A 19,715-nucleotide genomic window follows, 5' to 3' on the forward strand; every position below is an offset into this window, starting at 1 on the left:
CCGTTTCACAGATCGCGGTCAGCTTCTGCCAAGTCGAGCCCGTGAGGGCGTGATGCGCCCCTGCCCGACGCCCCCGCGTCAGGGCGCCCCGGGTGAGCCGTTCTGCCCCGTGGTGCCGTCGACCCCGCCGGGTGCGGTGCCGGGGCCGAACGCTCCACCCAGGCCGCGTTGGCCGCCGGCCGCGCCGCTGTTGCCGTCGCCGCCATCGCCGCCGTCACCGCCGTCACCCCCGTTGCCGCCGTGGCCCGTGCCGCCCGCCAGCCCGCCGGCGCCGCCCGCGCCGCCGCCGCCCGCGTTGCCTCCGGCGCCGCCCGTGGTGCCGCCGTGACCGCCGGTGCCGCCGTCGCCACCCCCGCCGCCGTCGCCGCCCTTGCCGCCGTCGGCGTTCAGCAGCGGATCACCGCTACCGCCGCTACCGCCGGTGCCACCGATGCCGCCGAGGCCACCGTTGCCACCGGTGGTGCCGCCGGAGCCGCCAGCGCCGCCGTCGGCGCCCGCACCACCGTGGCCGCCGGAGCTTCCGGAGCCGTAGAGCCCCGCGCCTCCGGCGCCGCCGCTGCCGCCGCTGCCGCCGAGGCCGCCAAGGCCGGTGGTGCCGGTGCCCGTGGTGCCCCCGTTGCCGCCCAGGGCGCCGTCGCCGCCTGCACCGCCGCCGGCGAAGCCGTCGCCGCCTGCGCCGCCGACGCCACCGCTACCACCGTTGCCGGCGTAGCTGTATCCGCCGCCGTTTCCGGAGTCGCCACCGGCACCGCCCGCGCCCGCGGCGCCGCCGGCACCGCCTATCCCGCCCGCGCCGTAACCGGCGGCGCCGCCGTCGCCGCCGTTACCGCCTTGGCCGCCCTGGGTTACGGAGGTGTGGCCGCTGACGTCGGCCGACTTGCCGCCGCCGCCCGCGGCGCCGCCGGCTCCGCCGTTGCCGCCCGCGGCTCCGGTTCCGGTGCCGTTACCGCCGGCGCCGCCGACGCCGCCGTCGCCGCCCACGCCGGCGTTGCTGAGGCTGCTATCGCTGGCGGCTTTGCCGCTGGCGCCGCCCTGCCCGCCGGTTCCACCGTCGCCGCCCGCACCGCCGCCGCCGACACCGTCACCGCCGGCGCCGCCGGCGCCGCCGGCACCGCCCCCACCGCCCAGGCTCTGGCCAGCGACGTTGGTGACGTTCCCGGCGGAACCGCCGTCGCCCCCGGCGCCGCCGTCCCCTCCGTGGCCGCCCAAGGCCCCGGCGCCGACGCCGTTACCGCCCTTGCCGCCGGCGCCGGCGTAGCCGGCGTCGCCGCCCATGCTGCGCGTTGCGATACCGTCGGCGCCCGCTCCCCCGTTGCCGGCCGCGCCGCCGGCACCACCCGCGCCGCCGCCGGTCAAGCCGTCGCCGCCATCGCCGCCGTTGCCGGCCCAGCCGCCGTCGCCGCCGTAGCTGAAACGGCCCTTGGCGGCGGCGCCACCCACACCGGCGGCACCGGCGTCGCCGCCGCTTCCGCCCATGCCGCCGGCGCTCTGGCCGCCGTTGCCACCGGCGCCGCTGTCGCCGCCCGTACCGCCGATGCTGTTGCCCAGGCTCCCGGCGACGCCGCCGTTACCGCCGTTGCCGCCGGCGCCCCCGATACCGCCGTCGCCGGCGGTCCCGACACCGAGGCTGTGGCCGCCGTCGCCGCCCCGGCCGCCGGTTCCGCCGACGCCGCCGTAGCTGTCCCTTCCGGATCCGTCGAGGGCGTTGGTGCCGTTGCCACCGGCGCCGCCGGCGCCGCCCGAGCCGCCGCCGGCCACGCCGTAGCCGCCCGACCCGCCGGCGCCGCCTTCGCCCCCGACGCCGCCGTAGCTGGTGGCATTGGCGGTGTTCACCATGCCGCCGATGCCGCTGACGCCGCCGGCGCCGCCCGCGCCGGCGTTACCGCCCACCGCGCCGGCCCCGGTGCCGTTGCCCCCGTCGCCGCCGTGACCGCCCTGACCCCCGTTTCCGCCTCTGCTGAGGGTTCCGTTGGTGGCGCCGTCGCCGCCGTTGCCGCCCGCGCCGCCGACCCCGCCGTCGCCACCCGTGCCGCCGCCTGCGGCGCCATCGCCGCCAGCGCCGCCAGCGCCGCCCTGGCCGCCGCCGGAACCGCCCTGGCTGGAATTTCCGGCGCCACCGGTGCCGTTGGCGCCGCCGTTGCCGCCCAGCCCGCCGTCACCGCCGACGCCGGTCGTGCCATTGCCGCCGGCGCCGCCCGCGCCGCCGTTGCCGCCGGTGCCGCCGGTGCCGGCGGGGGCGGTGACGCTCAGTGACTTACCGCCGGTGCCGCCCTGACCGCCTTGTCCGCCGATGCCGCCGCTGCCGCCGTCTTTGGCGCCGTCGCCGCCTCGGCCTGCGTCACCGCCGTCGCCGCCCACGCCGCCGCCGCCGGAACCGAAGCTGGAGCCATTTCCGCCGCTGCCGGCGTTGCCGCCGAGGCCGCCGTCGCCGCCCAGGCCGCCGACGCCATCGGGCCCGGTCCCGGTGCCACCGCGGCCGCCGTCCCCGGCGTCGCCGCCTCGGCCGCCGAAAGCACCGCCCTGGCTCGCCCCGGTGGTGCCACCCTGCCCCGCGTTGCCGCCGTTTCCGCCGGCGCCGCCCGCGCCGCCGGTCGGGCCGTTACCGCCATCACCCGCGTCGCCGCCCGCGCCCCCCATGCCGCCGACGCCGCTGACTTGGCCCGCATCGGCGTTGCCGCCCGCCGCGCCGACGCCACCGTTGCCGCCGTCGCCACCCTTGCCGGCGATTCCGCCGTTGCCGACGGCCCCGACGTTGCCGCCACCACCCCCGTCGCCGCCGATGCCGCCGGCGCCACCGTCACCGCCGTCGGTCGCATGACCGACTCCGTTGACGCCGGTGCCGCCGTCGCCACCCTTGCCGCCGACGCCGCCCTTACCGCCATCACCCGCGACGCCGAGGGCGTTGCCAGCGCTGCCGCCGTTGCCTCCGGCCCCGCCGTGGCCCGCGTTGCCGCCGCTGACGCTGGCGCCGTCGACGGCGTTGCCTCCGTCGCCACCGAGGCCACCCGAGCCGCCGGCCCCACCGGCGCCGACGGTCCCGGCGCCGGTGCCGAAACTGCCTGCCAGGCCGCCGGTTCCGCCGTTGCCGCCGCGGCCGCCGCTACCGCCGTCGCTGTCCGTGGCACCGAGGCTGGCCGTGGCGCCATTGCCGCCGGCGCCGCCCGTGCCCCCGGCGCCGCCTTGGCCGCCGTCGCCCACCGCGCCGACGGTGCCGCCCTGGCCGGCGTTGCCGCCCTTACCGCCCGCGCCGCCGCTGCCCGCATCCCCGCCGACCGCGCCCGCGCCCCCGGCACCGCCGTCGCCACCCTTGCCACCCTGGCCGCCCTCGCCGCCGGCGCCGCCACCGCTGGCGGTGCCGCTCAGTGTCGCGTGGCTGACCCCACCGGCACCCCCGTTGCCGCCATTGCCGCCGCTACCGCCGACGCCCCCGGCCACGCCGGCCGACGCCGCGTTCGACGTTCCCTGCGCACCCGCCCCGCCCTGACCCCCCGCACCGCCATCACCGCCGGTGCCGGTCAGCGACAGCCACTGGTTGTTCGCGCCCCCCGCGCCGCCGTCACCGCCACTGCCGCCGGCACCGCCGGTGCCCCCTGCGCCGCCATTGCCGCCGCTGCCGCCGCCGATCAGCCCGTTCCCACCCCCGGCGCCCCCGGCGCCTCCAGTGGCCCCGACGGCGGTCGCGGCGCCACCGGCACCCCCCTTGCCGCCACGACCCCACAACGCCGCCGACCCGCCGGCACCGCCGGCGCCGCCGACGGTCCCCGAGCCCCCGTCACCGCCATTGCCCCACAACCACCCGCCGTCACCGCCGGCATCGCCCGTACCCGCCGCGCCGTTGGCGCCGTTCCCGATCAACGGCCGACCCGTCAGCAGCTTCACCGGCTGAAACACCGCCAGGCTCTGCAAGGTGTCGCCCAGCGACGCCAGCGGGGTGGCACCCGCCGCCTCCGCCGCCGCATACGCCGAACCGCCCGCGCTCAGCAGCTGCGCGAACCGCGCATGAAACACCGCCGACTGCGCCTGCAGGTCCTGGAACTCCGCGCCGAACCCACCGAACAGCCGCGCGATCGCCGCCGACACCTCGTCGGCCGCCGCCGGAGCCAGCTGCGTCGTCGACGGCAACACCGCCGCCGAAGCCTGCCTGATCGCCTCCCCGATACCGCTCAGATCCGACGACGCCGACGCCAGCGCTTCGGGTGCTGCGAACAGGAAAGACGGCATCGTTGAGCCCTCCTCAAGGCCATGCGGTGGACGGGACTGTACGCCGACCAAATTGACTTCGGGGCAAATTCGCCCAATCACCAATCAGGTTGCTGCTCAACAAGATCGATCCGCGCGGCCAATCGGGGGCCGCAACGCGGGGCAGCGGGCGATCAGAGCGCTCACCCCACGTCCAGCAAATGCGCATTACTCATTGGCAATTCATATGTTCGCACCCACTTTTTCAACCGCCGGCAATAAATTCATGTCTTCGACGAATTGGTACGGACAAAGGGCGGCAGCAACCGACGGTGTCACGGATTCCCGTGCTGGCCGTCGGTGCCGCCTGCACCCGGGGTGCCGCCAGGATCACCGGCAGCGCCTGGGTTGCCGGCGGGCGCGCCGTTGCCGCCGGTGCCCTGGGTGCCGCCGTTGCCGCCCTCGCCGCCGTTGCCGCCGTTGCCGGCATCGCCGCCGTTGCCGCCGGAGATTGCGCCGTCGCCGCCGTCGCCGCCGGATCCGCCGGCACCGGCGTTGCCGCCGTTGCCCCCCAGGCCGCCGTGGCCGGCATTGCCCCCGCTGCCGCCGGGAGAGGCTTGACCCCCGTACCCGCCGTAGTCGCCACCGGAGGCACCGTCGCCACCGTTGCCGCCGGCGGTGCCGTTCCCGCCGTTGCCGTTGAGGCCGGTCGCGGAGCCGGCGTTGCCGCCGTCCCCGCCGTTGCCCGCGTTGCCGCCGCCTGAGAAGACGTGGCCGCCGTCTTCGCCGGTGCCGGCGAGGGCGTCACCGGCGTTGCCCGCGGTGCCTGCATTGCCGCCGTCGCCGCCATTGCCGCCGGTGCCCCCGGTACCGGCGTCGCCACCCCGGCCACCGTCACCGCCGCTGTAGGCGCGCCCACCGCCGTAGCCCTCGGAGCTGTTGCCGCCGTGGCCGCCGTCGCCGCCGAACCCGTTGAGGCCGCTGCCGGTCGCGTTGCCGCCGGCCCCGCCGGCGCCGCCGTACCCACCGGGAGCGCCGAAGGACCAGTGACCGTCGATGACCGTCCCGGCGTCGCCGCCCGCCCCGCCCGCGCCGCCGTTTCCGCCGAAGGAGTTGGCGCCGGTGCCGTTGCCCCCGGCGCCACCGTTGCCGCCGGCTCCGCCGAAGCCGCCAAGGGTTCCGGTGTTGAGATCGAAGCTGCTGACGCCCACGTTGATGCCCGTCGCGCCGGTGCCACCGGCACCGCCGGCGCCACCGCCGATGTACCCATCGCCGCCCGTGCCGCCGTTTCCGCCGTATCCGCCGCTGCCGCCGAGGAAGTAGCTGCCCCCGGGGCCATAGTTGCCGCCGAGGCCGCCGTCGCCCCCGGCTCCGCCCTTGCCGCCGACATCGCTGACGCTGGCACCGCCGTCGCCGCCGTCGCCGCCGAATCCGCCTTGCCCGCCGATGGTCTCCGCGCCGATCGCGACGTTGCCGCCGTTGCCGCCGACACCGCCGTCGCCACCGGCACCGGCGTTGCCCCCGGCGGCTTCGGCGCCGGTGCCGATGCCGCCGTCGCCGCCGCGGCCGCCGCTCCCGGCCGTCCCGCCCATGCTGTAGGTGCCGGTGGCAGCACCGCCAGCGCCGTCGCCACCGTTGCCGCCGAGGCCGCCGTCACCGCCCGTGCCGCCGCCGGCGTGGCCGTTGCCGCCCGTGCCGCCGCCACCGCCAGCGCCGCCGCTGAAGCCGCCCTCGCTGTAGTCGCCTAAGCCGCCGTCCCCGGACCGCCCGCCTGTGCCGCCGGTGCCGCCGGTCCCGCCGAACCCGGTGTTGCCGACGCCGCCGTCGCCGCCCAGGCCGCCGTTGCCACCCGCGCCGCCGGACCCGGCCTGCAGGCCGACGCCGATCTGGTCGCCGCCGCGACCGCCCGCGCCGCCCAGGCCGCCGTGACCGCCCAGGCCGCCGTCGGTGGCACCCGCGCCACCGGCCCCGGCGTCGCCGCCGTCGCCGCCGCTGCCGCCGTACGCGACGGCGAAGTCACTGCCGGCCCCGGCGTTACCGCCCGCGCCGCCGGTCCCGCCGCCACCGCCGGTGCCGCCGACGCCCGTGAGCCCGGTGCCGCCGTCACCGCCCGCGCCCGCGTGGCCGCCGAGACCGCCGAAGCCGCCGCCGACGGGGTTGCCTGTGGATCCGCCCGCGCCACCGGCGCCGCCGCCTCCGCCGGTGCCACCGGTGCCGCCGGTGGGACCGTTGCCACCTCGCCCGGCGTCGCCGCCCTGACCGCCGGTGCCACCGGTGCCACCGACGTTGGTCGGGTCACCGTCGCCGCCATCACCGCCGCCACCACCGGCGCCGCCGTCACCACCTTTGCCGGCGATCCCGCCGGTGCCGACGCTCCCCGCGTCGCCGCCCGAACCGCCGCCGCCACCCGCACCGCCGGTACCGCCCGACGCGCCGTCGGCGCCGCCGAGAGTGATGCCGCTGCCGCCCTGGCCGCCCTGGCCGCCGTTGCCGCCCGCGCCGCCGGCGCCCGCGACACCGCTCCCGTCGGCGGCCTCGCCGCCCTTGCCGCCGTCACCGCCGCCGCCGGCCCTGCCGCCCGTGCCGCTGCTGCCGTCGCCCGCGTCGAGTCCGGCCCCACCGGTGCCGCCGCTGCCACCGGCGCCGCCATTGCCGACGGCTCCGCCGCTGCCGACCGCGCCGCGCTGGCCGCCCAGGCCGCCGCCGCCGCCGTCGCCGCCGTCGCCCGCCGTCGTCAGGCTGGTGCCCCCGACGCCGCCACCGCCGCCGGCCCCGCCGGCTCCGCCGCTGCCGGCGGTGCCGCTGGCGTCACCGGCGCTGCCGCCGTCGCCGCCCCTGCCGCCGTAGCCCGCGTTTCCGCCGGCCCCGCCGGCGTTGTCCGTGCCGTGCGTGCCGGCCCCGCCGGTGCCGCCGACCCCGCCGGCGCCGCCGTTGCCCACGGTTCCGCCCGTACCGACCGCGCCCGCCAGGCCGCCGGTGCCGCCATTGCCGCCGCGGCCGCCGTCCGCCGAGATGACGGCCTGGGTCCCGCCGGTTCCGCCCATGCCACCTTCGCCGCCGAGGCCGCCGCTGCCGGAGGCGCCGCCCGCGCCGCCCGCGCTGCCGCCCTGCCCGCCGTTGCCGCCGTTGCCCGCGGTGCCGCCGGTAAGCCCCGCCGCGCCCGTGCCGCCCTGGCCGCCGGCGCCTCCGGCACCACCGTCGCCGCCCGCGCCGACGGCGCCGCCCACCAGCGCATGGTTGGCGCCGCCGGTGCCGCCGACACCGCCGGACCCGCCGTTACCGCCGGCCAGTCCGGCTGCCGTCATCGCCCCGTCGGTGCCACTGATGCCCACGCCGCCGGTGCCGCCGGCCCCGCCGGTCCCGGCCGCGCCCTGCGTGGAGAACAACTGCGCGTTCGCGCCACCGCTACCGCCGTTGCCGCCCGAGGCGCCGGCGCCGCCCTGCCCACCGGCACCGCCCACACCGCCATTACCGCCGCCGATCAGCCCATTCGCCCCACCATTACCCCCACGACCACCCGCCACACCCGCCGACGTGGCGTCAGCACCCGCGCCGCCATCACCCCCACGACCCCACAACCCCGCCGAACCACCAGCACCACCGGCACCCCCATCCGCCGCACCCGAACCACCCTTACCGCCGTTACCGAAGACCCAACCCCCATCACCACCGGCCTTACCCGTGCCCGCCGCCCCATTCGCCCCATCACCGAACAACGGCCGACCCGTCAACACCTTCACCGGCGAAAAAAACCCGAGGTCACCTAGCCCCGCCAACGGCGAGGCCCCCGCCGCCTCCGCCGCCGCATACGCCGACCCACCCGACGTCAACAACTGGACAAACTGCGCATGAAACGCCGCACTCTGCGCCTGCAACTCCTGGAACTCCGCGCCGAACCCACCGAACAACCGCGCGATCGCCCCCGACACCTCATCCGCCGCCGCCGGCACCACCCCCGTCGTCGACGGCGACGCCGCCGCCGACGCCTGCCGGATCGCCTCCCCAATCCCACTCAAATCCGACGACGCCGACGCCAATGCGTCCGGGGCAGCCACCAGGAAAAACGACAATTTCAGACTCCCATCACGTCAAAGTCGGACGACCTGTAAACGGGCTAAGTAAAGGCAACAGGGCGGACTGTACGCCGCGTAAATTGACTTTGCAGCAAATTCCGGCAAAGTCCAATCGTTCTCATCGAAGGCGTGGGCTGCGGGGTCCCCGCGGCGCCGCCGACCGCGGGACTGCTGCTGGGGCCGGGGCGAGGGCCGGAGTCGCCGATGCCGAAAGTGCCTGCGGCAGAGCCTGATCCGCGCGTCCCGGTGGTTCCGTTGTTGCCGCCGATGCCACCCCCGGCTTCGCCGCCCGCGCCGCCCGCGCCGCCCGGGGTAACGCCGGAGACGCCTCCCCGATCCCAGTCAGAGCCGACGACGCCGCGGCCAAAGCCTCTGGAGCGGCAATCAGGAACGACGGCATCGCAGGCTCCCATCGATCACGGCGGGGGCGGCGGGACTCCGTCGGGGCCGTCGCCGCCCGCGATGCCGTTGGCGCCGCCGTCGGTGCCGCTGCCGGGATCCCCGCCGGCGCCGCCATGGCCGCCGGGCCTGGTACCGGTGCCGTTGCCGCCCGCACCGCCACCGCCGCCGTTGCCGCCCTGCCCGCCGGTGCCGCCGCCGGGGTGCGCCCCGCCGGCGCCTCCCGCACCTCCGCCGCCGCCGTCGCCGCCGGTCGCAACGGGGTCACCCGCGTCGCCGCCCCAACCGCCCTCGCCGCCGGTGCCGCCGACACCGCTGGTGAACGCGCCGCTGGCCGCGCCACCGGCGCCGCCCGCGCCTGCCTGGCCGCCCGCGCCGCCGTCGCCGCCGGTGCCCGCGGTGCCCGAACCGGTACCCGCGTCGCCGCCCAGGCCGCCCCAACCGCCGTCGCCGCCCAGCCCGCCGGTGCCGCCGTTGACGCCGCTGCCCGTCGTCCCGGAACCGCCGACGCCGCCGGTCCCGCCGACGCCGCCCGCGCCGCCGTTGCCGTTGGCGCCCAAACCGCTACCGCCGTTGCCGCCGTTGCCTCCCCAGCCGCCGTTGCCGGCCAGCGCGCCGGTGCCGTCGAGGCCGTCGCCGGCGTCGCCGCCGCTGCCCCCGGCGCCGGCGTTTCCGCCGATGCCCCCGGTGCCACCGGTGCCCGCGCTGCCGCCGCTGCCGCCGGGTGCGCCCCAGCCCCCGTTGCCGCCCTGGGGGCTGCCCGCACCGCCGTCGCCGCCGTCGCCGCCGTTGGCGCCGGTGGTGCCGTTTCCGCCGTTGCCGTTGTGGCCAGTCGGGGAGCCGGCATTGCCGCCGTTGCCCCCGTTGCCGCTCCAGTCGTTGAAGCTCTGCCCGTAGCCGCCGGTCGCGCCGGTGCCGTCGGCGGCGTTGCCGGCGTTGCCCGCGGTGCCGGCGTCGCCGCCGTCGCCGCCGTTGCCCGCGGTGCCGCCCGTGCCGGCGTTGCCGCCGTTTCCGCCGTTTCCGCCGTTGTACGCGTCGGCGCCGCCGAAGCTGTCGGCGCTGTTGCCGCCGTGGCCGCCGTCCCCGCCGTTGCCGTTGTTCCCGCCGTTGCTGTTACCGCCCGCTCCGCCGGCGCCGCCGACGCCGCCGGCCCCGCCCCCGCCCCAGCCGCCCGGAGCCACCGTGCCGCCGTTGCCGCCCGCACTACCGGTGCCGCCGGTGCCGCCCGCGGCCCCGAGGTCGGTGGCGGTGCCGCCCGCGCCGCCGGCACCACCGTTACCCGCCCAGCCGCCGTCGGCCGAGCCGTTGGGGTCGCCTGGCGAGCCGGTGACGCTGCCGCCGTTGCCCGCGGCGCCGGCGTTGCCGCCCTCGCCGCCGCCGGTGAAGCCGGTACCGCCGGCGCCCCCGGTGCCACCGCCGCCGCCCCAGCCGCCGGACATAAAGGTGAAGCCCGTCCCGGGGCTGCGACCGGAACTGCCGTCGCCGCCGTCGCCGCCGTCACCGCCCAGACCGGTGGCGCTGGATCCGCCGGCACCGCCGGTGCCGCCATTGCCGCCGTCGCCACCCACGCTCTCGCTGCCCGGCGCGGTGAGGTTGGCGCCGGTGCCGCCCTGACCGGCGTCGCCGCCCCCGCCGCCGTGGCCGCCGTGCGTCGCGCCGACGCCACCCTCGCCGCCGGTACCACCGAAGCCGCCACCGCCGCCATGGCTGTGGCCGGCGATGCCGGCGTCGGCCCCGGTGCCCCCGGCTCCGCCGTCGCCGCCGGTACCGCCGGTGCCGCTGAGGCTGGTACCGCCCTTGCCGCCGGTGCCGCCCTGGCCGCCGTAGCCGCCGTGGCTCGAGTTGGAGGCACCGGAGTAGCCGCCGTCTCCGCCGCGGCCCCCCGCCCCGGCGTTGCCGCCCGCGATGCCGGTCCCGGTGCTCTCGCCGCCGGCACCACCGGCTCCGCCCGTGCCGCCGTCACCGCCGCCGGTGAAGCCACCGGCCGGCAGGTCGACGCCCAGGCCGCCGTGGCCGCCGCCACCGCCGACGCCGCCCTTGCCGCCGGTAGCGCCGTCGCCGCCCAGGCCGCCCCCGCCGCCCATGCCGCCCCCACCGCCCGTGCTCCCCTGCCCGACTCCGCTGGCACCGCCGGCACCGCCGAGGCCGCCCTGGCCGCCGGCGCCGGCCTGGCCAAGACCGCTGGCACCGCCCGTGCCGCCTTGGCCACCGGCGCCGCCGTAGCCGCCAGAGCTGTACGCCAAGGCGCCGACGTCGCCGCCCGCGCCAGCAGCGCCACCCTCACCGCCGCCACCGGCGTCACCGCCGACGGCTCCGATGCCGAGGCCGATGCCACCGTCACCGCCGCGGCCCCCGATGCCACCCGCCCCGCCGAAGCCCGTGGTGTTGTCCGGGATGGGGCCGTCACCCATGTCGCCGCCCTTGCCGCCGGCTCCGCCCGTGCCGCCCGCGCCGCCGGTGGTGAGGCCGTCGCCGCCCTTGCCGCCGGCACCGCCCGCGCCGGCAGCCAGGCCGGCCTCGCTGTTCGCGCCCGCGCCGCCGTCGCCCGAGGCGCCGCCGGCCCCGCCCGCACCACCGTCGCCGCCCACGTCGCCGGTGCCGCCGTAGCCACCCCTGCCGGCGTCACCGCCCCAGCCGCCGCTGCCGGCCTGGCTGCCCAGCCCTTGGTCACCGCCGTGGCCGCCGTCGCCGCCCGCGCCGCCGGTGCCGCCCTGGCCGCCCGTCATGGCGCCGACGCCACCGTCACCGGCGTCGCCGCCCCGACCACCCCACCCGGCGTGGCCCTGGACCACGTCGCCGCCGTTGGCGCCCGCACCGCCGCCACCGCCCTTGCCGCCGTCGCCACCGGTGCCGCCGAGCGCGGACAACCCGAGGCCGCCCTTGCCGCCGCCGCCGGCATCGCCGCCGAAACCGCCGTTGCCGCCGGCCGACTCGTCCGCGCTGGTCCCCCCGGCCCCGCCGACGCCGCCGTTGCCGCCCGTACCGCCCGCACCGCCGTTGGGGCCGTCACCGCCGCCGCCGCCGGTGCCGCCCTTGCCGCCCAGACCGCCGTCACCGGCGCGGAAACCCGCATCCGCCGCGCCACCGTCGCCGCCGCTGCCGCCGACCCCGCCGGCCCCGCCCTTGCCGGCGATCCCGCCGGTACCGACGGCTCCGGTGTTACCGCCCACACCGCCGTCACCGCCATTACCGCCGAAGCCACCGGCGCCGCCGTTGGAGCCCGCGACCGACGTGCCGCTACCGCCCGCGGCGCCGTCACCGCCGGCGCCGCCGGCCCCGCCCGAACCCGCGACGCCGGTCGTGTCACCGGCGTCGCCGCCCAGGCCGCCGGCGCCGCCCTTGCCGCCGCTGCCGCCGTTCAGGCCGCTGCCGTCGGGCGCGGTGGCGCCCGCGCCGCCCTGACCGCCGCTGCCGCCGGCGCCCCCTGCGCCGACCGCCCCGGGCGTGCCGACGAGGCCGGCCAATCCGCCGGTGCCGCCTTTGCCGCCGGACCCGCCGTCGGACGAGGTCAGGCCGCCGGTGGCGCCCAGGCCACCGGTACCGCCGGTGCCGCCGACGCCGCCGTCACCCGCGGCGGCGCCGATGCCGCCCGCGCTGCCGCCCTGCCCGCCGTCACCACCCTGGCCCGCGGCACCCCCGGCAGCGGCTGAGGTGCTGTCGCCGCCCCGACCGCCCTCACCGCCGGCTCCGCCGTCGCCGCCGGCACCGACCGTCCCGCCCAGCAGCGCGTTGTTGGCCCCGCCGCGCCCGCCCTGACCACCGTGGCCACCGGTACCCCCGGCGCCCGGCGCCGCACCCGAGTCACCCGTGTCGCCCACTCCGCCGTCGCCGCCGGCGCCACCGGCCCCGGCCGCGCCCTGCGTCGAGAAAAGCTGCCTGTTCGCGCCGCCGGCGCCGCCCTGGCCGCCCTGCCCGCCTTGGCCGCCGGTGCCGCCCTGGCCGCCGTTGCCGCCGTTGCCGCCGCCGAACACACCGTTGGCGGCGCCCGCCCCGCCATTTCCGCCCGCCGCCCCCACACCGCCAGACCCACCCGCGCCGCCGTCCCCGCCGGCGCCCCACAGGCCCGCTTTCCCGCCCGCGCCGCCGGTACCGCCGGCCACGCCGGGGGTGACCGACTGGGTGCCCGAACCGCCCGCGCCGCCATTGCCGATCAACCAGCCGCCGTCGTGGCCGGCCGCACCCGCACCGGCCGGGGCGTCGCCGCCGTTGACGAACAGCGAGCGCCCCGTGATCGCCCTGACCGGCGACAAGATCCCGAACGGCTGCGCCAGATCGACCAGCGTCGTCAACAGATCCGCATTGGCCGCCGCCTCCGCCGCCGCATACGCCGATCCGCCCGCACCCAACAGCTGGACAAATCGCGCATGAAACTGGGCGCTCTGCGCCTGCAGCTCCTGAAACTCCGCCCCGAACCCGCCGAACAGCCGCGCGATGGCCGCTGACACCTCATCCGCTGCCGCGGGCGCCACCCCCGTCGTCGACGGCAGCGCCGCCGCCGACGCCTGCCGGAGCGCCTCACCGATCCCGCTCAGGTCCGACGACGCCGAGGCCACGGCCTGCGGAGCGACAAGAAGGGAAAACGACATATTCGGACTCCGATCACAGCACCGTGACACGACCAAACAAAGACCTGAGGCACGGGACTGTACGCCGACCACATCGCATTCGGAGCAAATTTCATAAACGAGCCCAGCATGTCGCCAAAGTTTCCACTAACACTCGGCGGGACGCAGAATCAGCATGTCAAACGGCGTGATAGGTGCACGCCGCCAGCCGGACCATGGGAGGCGCCCTCCGCCAGACCAACATCACAGCAAACATATTGAATACATCAAATTTATTGCACATCTAACCCAAATGTCGGGTCAGAGCGCACCATGGGAATCGGGGCAAACCTCGACGGCGGAGGTCTTTCACATACCGGGTTCGGGATCCGTGGTCGTCATAGCGGCGCGGTCGCGCCCGGGCGCGGATTTGGTCGCCGAAAGTTGTCGTAGGTGGCTGCTTTGATGGGGTTATGTCGTCGTTTCCCCCAACGCCTCTTGTGCCCGTGCCGGCGAACAGGCCGATGGATCGTTTGGAGGTGTTGTTCGAGGAGCTCGCGGAGTTGGCGGGTCAGCGCAACGCGATTGACGCCCAGATCGTGGCGCGGGTGGCTGAGATTGAGCGCGACGGGTTGTGCGGGATGACCGGGGCGCGCTCGGTCAAGGCGTTGGTGGCCTGGCGGCTGGGTTTGTCCTCGTCGACCGCGTCCACGATCACCACGGTCGCGGGACGGATCGCAGAGTTCCCTCTGTGCGCCGAGGCGATGGCGGCGGGCCGGTTGTCGCTGGATCAGGTGGGGGTGATCGCCGCCGGGGCGGGTGCGGGTTCCGATGAGCATTATGCGGAGCTGGCGGCGGTGGCCACGGTCAACCAGTTACGCACCGCGGTCAAGCTCGAGCCCCGCCCCGACCCCGAACCGCGCCCGGCACCGGAATCCTCGTTCACCAAGACCGGCACCGAGACCGGGGCGTGTTACCGGATCACGTTGGACCGGTTGGAGGCGGCGACGTTCGACGCCGCGCTGGCCTCGCACCGGGATGCGCTGATCGCGGGCTGGACACGCGACCACACCGACAGCACCGACGAGCAGCGGCCCCCGATACCGTCCACAGTGGATGCGTTTCTGCGGTTGGTGGACGCCGGCTGGGACGCCGATGCCGCCCAGCGCCCGCACAGCGCGCACACCACGGTGGTGGTGCACCTCGATGTCGCCCAGCGCGCCGCCGCCCTGCACCTGGGCCCGCTGCTCTCCGACGCCGAACGCCGGTATCTGACCTGTGATGCCACCTTTGAGGCGTGGTTTGAGCGCGACGGACAACCGATCGGGGCGGGGAGGGAGACCCGTCAAATCAGCCGCCGGCTGCGCCGCGCGCTCGAGCACCGCCACTCCACGTGTGCGGTGCCCGGCTGCGGGGCCACCCGCGGGCTGCACGCCCACCACCTGGTGCACTGGGAAGACGGCGGCCCCACCGAGCTCTCGAACCTGGTGCTGCTATGCCCGTATCACCACCGCCTGCACCACCGCGGCGGCATCACCATCTCCGGCACCGCCGAGGATCTGACCGTCACCGACAGCGAAGGCCACACCCTGGACAACCGATCCCTGGCCCGACCACCCAACGGACCCCCACCCGATGTTCCGCCCTGGAACGGGCCCTTGGGTGAACGCGCCGACTGGTGGTGGTACACACCCTACGAACCCAAAAAGACCGGCTAACAAAGAATGTCGCGGCCGGCGGATTTATTGCGCCCCAGTCTCACCTAATTCGGCTCGTCACGGCCATCACGGGGGCGGCGGATTCCCGGCCGCCGGCGCCGGGCAGGGTGTAAGCGCCGCCGGCGCCGGCATCGTCACGTGAACACCCGCAACCGCGGCGTCAGGGGGAACCGTGGGAGCCTGACGTGCCGCCGGATCCGTTGATGCCGTTGGGGTCGCCGCCGTCGCCGAGCGCGCCGCCCGCACCGCCGTTGCCGCCTTGGCCTGCGGTCCCGAGGTTGCCCCCGTTACCTCCGTTACCGCCATTACCGCCGTTGCCACCGTGGCCTCCGTCGGTGACACCGTCGCCGCCACGGCCGCCCGCGCCGCCGGCGCCCGCGTCGCCACCGTTACCGTCGGTCCCGCCGGAGCCTGCATTGCCGCCGTTTCCGCCCTTCGCACCGTTGCCGCCGATGCCACCGTCGGGCGCCGGGCCAACGGCGCCGGCGCCGCCTTTACCACCGGCGGTGCCGTCACCGCCGTTGCCGTTGAGTCCTCCGGAGCCGTTGCCACCGTTGCCACCGTTGCCCTCGTTGCCGGTGAAGCTGAAGCCGTTACCGCCGTTCTGGCTGGTCCCGGCCAGGCCATCGCCCCCGTTACCGGCGGTACCTGCGTCGCCGCCGTCGCCGCCGGCCCCGCCTGTCCCGCCGGTCCCGGCGTTGCCGCCGTTGCCTCCGTTGCCGCCGTTGACGGCGTTGCCGCCACCGAAGGCGTCGGTGCTGTTGCCGCCATGACCACCGGCCCCGCCGTTGCCGTTGGCGCCGCCGTTGCTGTTGCCGCCGGTTCCGCCGTCGCCGCCCTGACCGCCGACGCCGCCGTACGCATTCGCGCCCAGGACATTCGTGCCGGCGTTGCCACCGGCACCTCCGGCGCCGGCGTTGCCACCGTTGGCCGCCACACCGGTACCGGCCCCGCCGGCGCCGCCGACCCCGCCCTGACCGCCGCCGCCAGCGAAACTGTCGGAACCGGCGACGTCGATGTTTCCGCCGACCAGGATGCTGCCGCCCGTACCGCCCGCGCCGGCGGCACCGCCGGCTCCGCTCGTCGAGTTCGCGCCGGTTCCGGCGCCACCGGCGCCGCCGTTGCCGCCGTTGCCGCCGTTGCCCGCCTCGGTGTCGGCCCCCAGGCCGAGGCTTCCGGTGCTGATGTCGGCGGCGTTACCCCCGACACCGCCCTTACCGCCCGCGCCGCCGCCCGCGTGGCCATCGCCGCCGACGCCGCCGGAGCCCGCGTCGCCGCCGAAGCCCGAGTAGGTGTACTGGCCGCCGCTGGCGCCGTGGCCGCTAGCGCCGCCATTCCCGCCGTCGCCGCCGGCGCCGCCCTTGCCGCCCCCGTCCAGGCCGAAGTCGTTGCCGCCGCCGCCGCCGGTGCCGCCGCGGCCACCGTCGCCGCCGGACGTCCCGCTTCCGGGCCCGCCAGTCACATCGCTGGCGTCTCCGCCGACTCCACCGGCGCCGCCGTTGCCACCGCGACCGCCCGCGGCGCCGGCCGCGGTGGCGTTGCCGCCCCAACCCCCATGGCCTCCGTCGCCGCCGTTGCCGCCGACGCTGGACTGGTTCGCCCCGGTACCGCCCGTGGAACCGTTTGCACCGGCACCTCCGACGCCGCCGACGCCGCCGCCAAGGGCCCCGTCGCCGCCGTTGCCGCCCGATCCGCCGGAGCCGCCGTCACCGCCGTGGGTGTAGTTGGTAACGGCGCCCGCGCCCGCACTGGCGCCACCGTCACCGCCGCGACCGCCGACGCCGCCGACGCCCGCGTCGCTTTCTCCGCCGGACCCGCCGTCGCCGCCGGCGCCACCGACGCCGCCGTAACTCACCGCACCTGCGGCGCCGACCCCGCCAGCCCCGCCGACCCCGCCGGCACCGGCGACGCCGCCCGCGACTCCCGCCCCGGTGCTCTTGCCGCCGTCACCGCCCGTGCCGCCGCGACCGCCAGTGCCGGCCTCGCTGTAGCCGTTCGGCGCGGTGCCGCCGTCGCCGCCGACCCCGCCCACGCCGCCGACGCCGCCCGTGCCGGCGGTCGAGCCCTCCCCGCCGTGCCCGCCGCCGCCGCCGTTGCCGCCGGTGCCGCCGCGGCTCGCGTTGTTGGAGGCGATGTTGCCGCCGTCACCCGCGGCGCCCCCAGCGCCGCCCACGCCGCCGTCGCCGCCCACGGCATTCGCGCCCGTGCCCTTGCCGCCCTCGCCGCCAAAGCCTCCGCCGCCGCCATTGCCGCCCAAGCTGGTGCTGCCGGTAGTCGTCGTGCCGTCGCCGCCATTGCCGCCGGCCCCGCCGACGCCGCCATCGCCACCCGCGCCGCCCGCAGTGATTCCGACGCCACCGTTACCACCGTCGCCGCCGACGCCGCCGAACGTGCCGGCCTCGCTGTTGTCGCCCGCGCCCCCGTCGCCAGAGGCGCCACCGACGCCGCCCTGCCCGCCGTGGCCGCCGATGTTGCCGGTGCCGCCGTCGCCGCCCTTACCGGCCGCGCCGCCAAAGCCGCCGCTGCCGGCCCGGTTGCCGGCGCCCTGGTCGCCGCCCTGGCCACCCTGACCGCCCTGACCGCCGGTCCCGCCCTGGCCGCCCTGGGTTAGTCCGTCGCCGCCTTTGCCGGCGTCTCCGCCAGCGCCACCCCAGCCGGCGTCGCCGTGCCCCAGGTTGTCGGCACCCGTGGCACCGCTGCCGCCGGCGCCCCCGACCCCGCCGCCGCCACCCGCGCCGCCGACGCCCGTTGTGCCCGTGCCGCCGTCGCCGCCCTTGCCCGCATCGCCGCCGAAGCCTCCGGCGCCCCCGTTGGCACCACTGTCTGTGCTGCCGCCGTCGCCGCCCTTGCCCGCGTTGCCGCCGAGGCCGCCCTCGCCGCCGCTCGGGCCGGTGCCGCCGGCGCCGCCGTCACCCCCGTGACCGCCCAGTCCGCCGATCCCGCCCCTGATGCCCGGCGTCGCGTCGGCGTCACCACCGGCACCGCCGACGCCACCGGCGCCGCCGCCACCGCCCGTACCTGCGATCCCGCCGGTGCCCACAGTTCCGGCGTCGCCGCCCGCGCCGCCACCGCCACCGGCACTGCCGAAGCCGCCGGACCCACCGTCGAAGCCGACAGTGGTGCTGCCGGAGCCACCGGCGCCGCCGTGGCCGCCGGAACCGCCCGCTCCACCGGCGCCCGCGATCCCGGTGGCGTCGGCCGCCTTGCCACCGTTGCCGCCCTCGCCGCCGGTGCCACCGATACCACCGTTTAGTCCGCTGCCCGCGGGGGCATCGGTGCCAGTGCCGCCCGTGCCGCCGGCGCCGCCCGCACCGCCGCCGCCCACCGCGCCGCCGCTGCCGACGGCGCCCTTCAACCCGCCGTTGCCCCCATTGCCGCCGATTCCGCCGTCGCCCGCCAGCGACGCGCTGCTGCCACCGGTGCCACCCTTGCCGCCCGCGCCGCCGTCGCCGCCAGTGCCCGCCACGCCGCCGGCACCGCCCGCACTGCCGCCCTGCCCGCCGTCGCCCCCGGTACCCGCATTGCCGCCGGTCACACCCGTCGCACCCGTACCACCGTTGCCGCCCACGCCGCCGGTACCACCGTGACCGCCGCTGCCGACCGAACCGCCGAACAGCGCGCTATTGGCCCCGCCGGTACCGCCCGCACCACCGCCGCCGCCGTGTCCGCCCGTCAGTTGGGCCGCCGTCATGCCCCCGTCAAGTCCGTTGGCACCCGCACCACCCGTGCCGCCGATGCCGCCGCTACCGCCGCTGCCATTAAGCGAGAACAGTTGCGCGTTGGCACCACCGGCGCCGCCGGTGCCGCCCAGGGCGCCGGTACCGCCGGTGGCACCCATGCCGCCCACGCCGCCGTTGCCGCCGCCGATCAGCCCGTTCGCCCCGCCATTACCCCCACGACCGCCCTGGACGCCCGTGGTGGTGGCGTCACCGCCTTCACCTCCGTTGCCGCCCTTGCCCCACAGCCCCGCCGACCCGCCGGCCCCGCCGGCACCCCCGTCCGCCGTTCCCGAACCGCCATTGCCGCCATTGCCGAAGATCCAGCCCCCGTCGCCACCTGCCTTGCCTGTGCCGGTAGCGCCGTTGGCGCCGTCGCCGAACAGCGGCCGGCCGGTCAGCAACTTCACGGGCGAAAAGAACCCGAGATCCTGTAGGCCCGCCAGCGGCTGAGCATTTGCCGCCTCCGCCGCCGCGTAGGCCGACCCGCCGGAGGTCAGCAACCGCACAAACTGCCCGTGGAAGGCGGCGGTCTGCGCGTGCAGTTGCTGATACTCCGCGCCGAACCCGCCGAAGAGCCGCGCGATAGCCGCCGACACCTCGTCCGCCGCCGCCGGTGCCACCGCCGTCGTCGACGGCAACGCCTCCGCGGACGCCTGTCGCAGCGCCTCCCCGATCCCGCTCAGATCCGCCGATGCCGACGCCAGCGCGTCGGGTGCTGCGAACAGGAAAGACGACATCGTTGATACTCCTCAAGCCTCGCGGTGGACGGGACTGTACGCCCGCCAACTTGACTTCGCGGCAAAATTCGGCAAACAAGCGGCTGCGTGTTGCCAATGACGGGATCCGTCGCGGCAGGCGCGTTGTCGCAACCGACGAATCGCGGAAAAGGCCTTTATTCAACATGAATCGTGCGTGCGCCATCGGGCGATTCGCCGGCCTGCACAACCTGCACGGGAGGATCACAGCAAATTCATTGAATACAAACCTGCGGATCGACCGTCCCGGGGGTGGAGCAGCGGCGAGGGCGCGCGCAGCTTGGCGAGTCGCCCAGCGGGCGCGGCCGAGCGCGAGCGCCGCTTGGCG

5 protein-coding genes are annotated in these 19,715 nt (G+C 77.6%); 1 reads left to right on the forward strand and 4 read right to left on the reverse strand.

Going from position 1 to position 19,715, the window contains the following annotated elements:
* Nucleotides 1–78: 78 nt before the first annotated feature.
* From AC5Y5V_RS12555 to AC5Y5V_RS12565, 3 genes are all read right to left on the reverse strand, one after another.
* A complete protein-coding gene (locus AC5Y5V_RS12555; protein ID WP_499935127.1) occupies nt 79–4,221 on the reverse strand; it encodes a PE family protein in 4,143 nt (1,380 codons plus the stop codon).
* 293 nt (nt 4,222–4,514) lie between these two features.
* Nucleotides 4,515–8,249 (reverse strand): PE family protein, encoded by a 3,735-nt coding sequence (locus AC5Y5V_RS12560; protein WP_499935129.1) that lies wholly within the window; start codon nt 8,247–8,249, stop codon nt 4,515–4,517.
* Between the two features lie 419 nt (nt 8,250–8,668).
* Nucleotides 8,669–13,237, reverse strand: coding sequence for a PE family protein (locus tag AC5Y5V_RS12565; RefSeq protein WP_499935131.1), 4,569 nt, complete (start codon nt 13,235–13,237; stop codon nt 8,669–8,671).
* 431 nt (nt 13,238–13,668) lie between these two features.
* Between AC5Y5V_RS12565 and AC5Y5V_RS12570 the strand changes: the two genes are divergently transcribed.
* Nucleotides 13,669–14,913, forward strand: coding sequence for an HNH endonuclease signature motif containing protein (locus AC5Y5V_RS12570; RefSeq protein ID WP_499935133.1), 1,245 nt, complete (start codon nt 13,669–13,671; stop codon nt 14,911–14,913).
* Between the two features lie 160 nt (nt 14,914–15,073).
* On the opposite strand, the gene AC5Y5V_RS12575 is transcribed toward AC5Y5V_RS12570, so the two are convergent.
* On the reverse strand, nt 15,074–19,369 hold the full coding sequence (locus AC5Y5V_RS12575) for a PE family protein (protein WP_499935135.1): 4,296 nt from the start codon (nt 19,367–19,369) through the stop codon (nt 15,074–15,076).
* Nucleotides 19,370–19,715: the final 346 nt, after the last annotated feature.

The sequence above is a fragment of the Mycobacterium sp. NGS68 genome, assembly GCF_059812195.1.

Bases quoted from the DNA above. Each gene is read 5' to 3' on its own strand.
- AC5Y5V_RS12565 (WP_499935131.1), bottom strand. From the start codon at position 13,237: ATGTCGTTTTCCCTTCTTGTCGCTCCGCAGGCCGTGGCCTCGGCGTCG.
- AC5Y5V_RS12570 (WP_499935133.1), top strand. From the start codon at position 13,669: ATGTCGTCGTTTCCCCCAACGCCTCTTGTGCCCGTGCCGGCGAACAGG.
- AC5Y5V_RS12575 (WP_499935135.1), bottom strand. From the start codon at position 19,369: ATGTCGTCTTTCCTGTTCGCAGCACCCGACGCGCTGGCGTCGGCATCG.
- AC5Y5V_RS12555 (WP_499935127.1), bottom strand. From the start codon at position 4,221: ATGCCGTCTTTCCTGTTCGCAGCACCCGAAGCGCTGGCGTCGGCGTCG.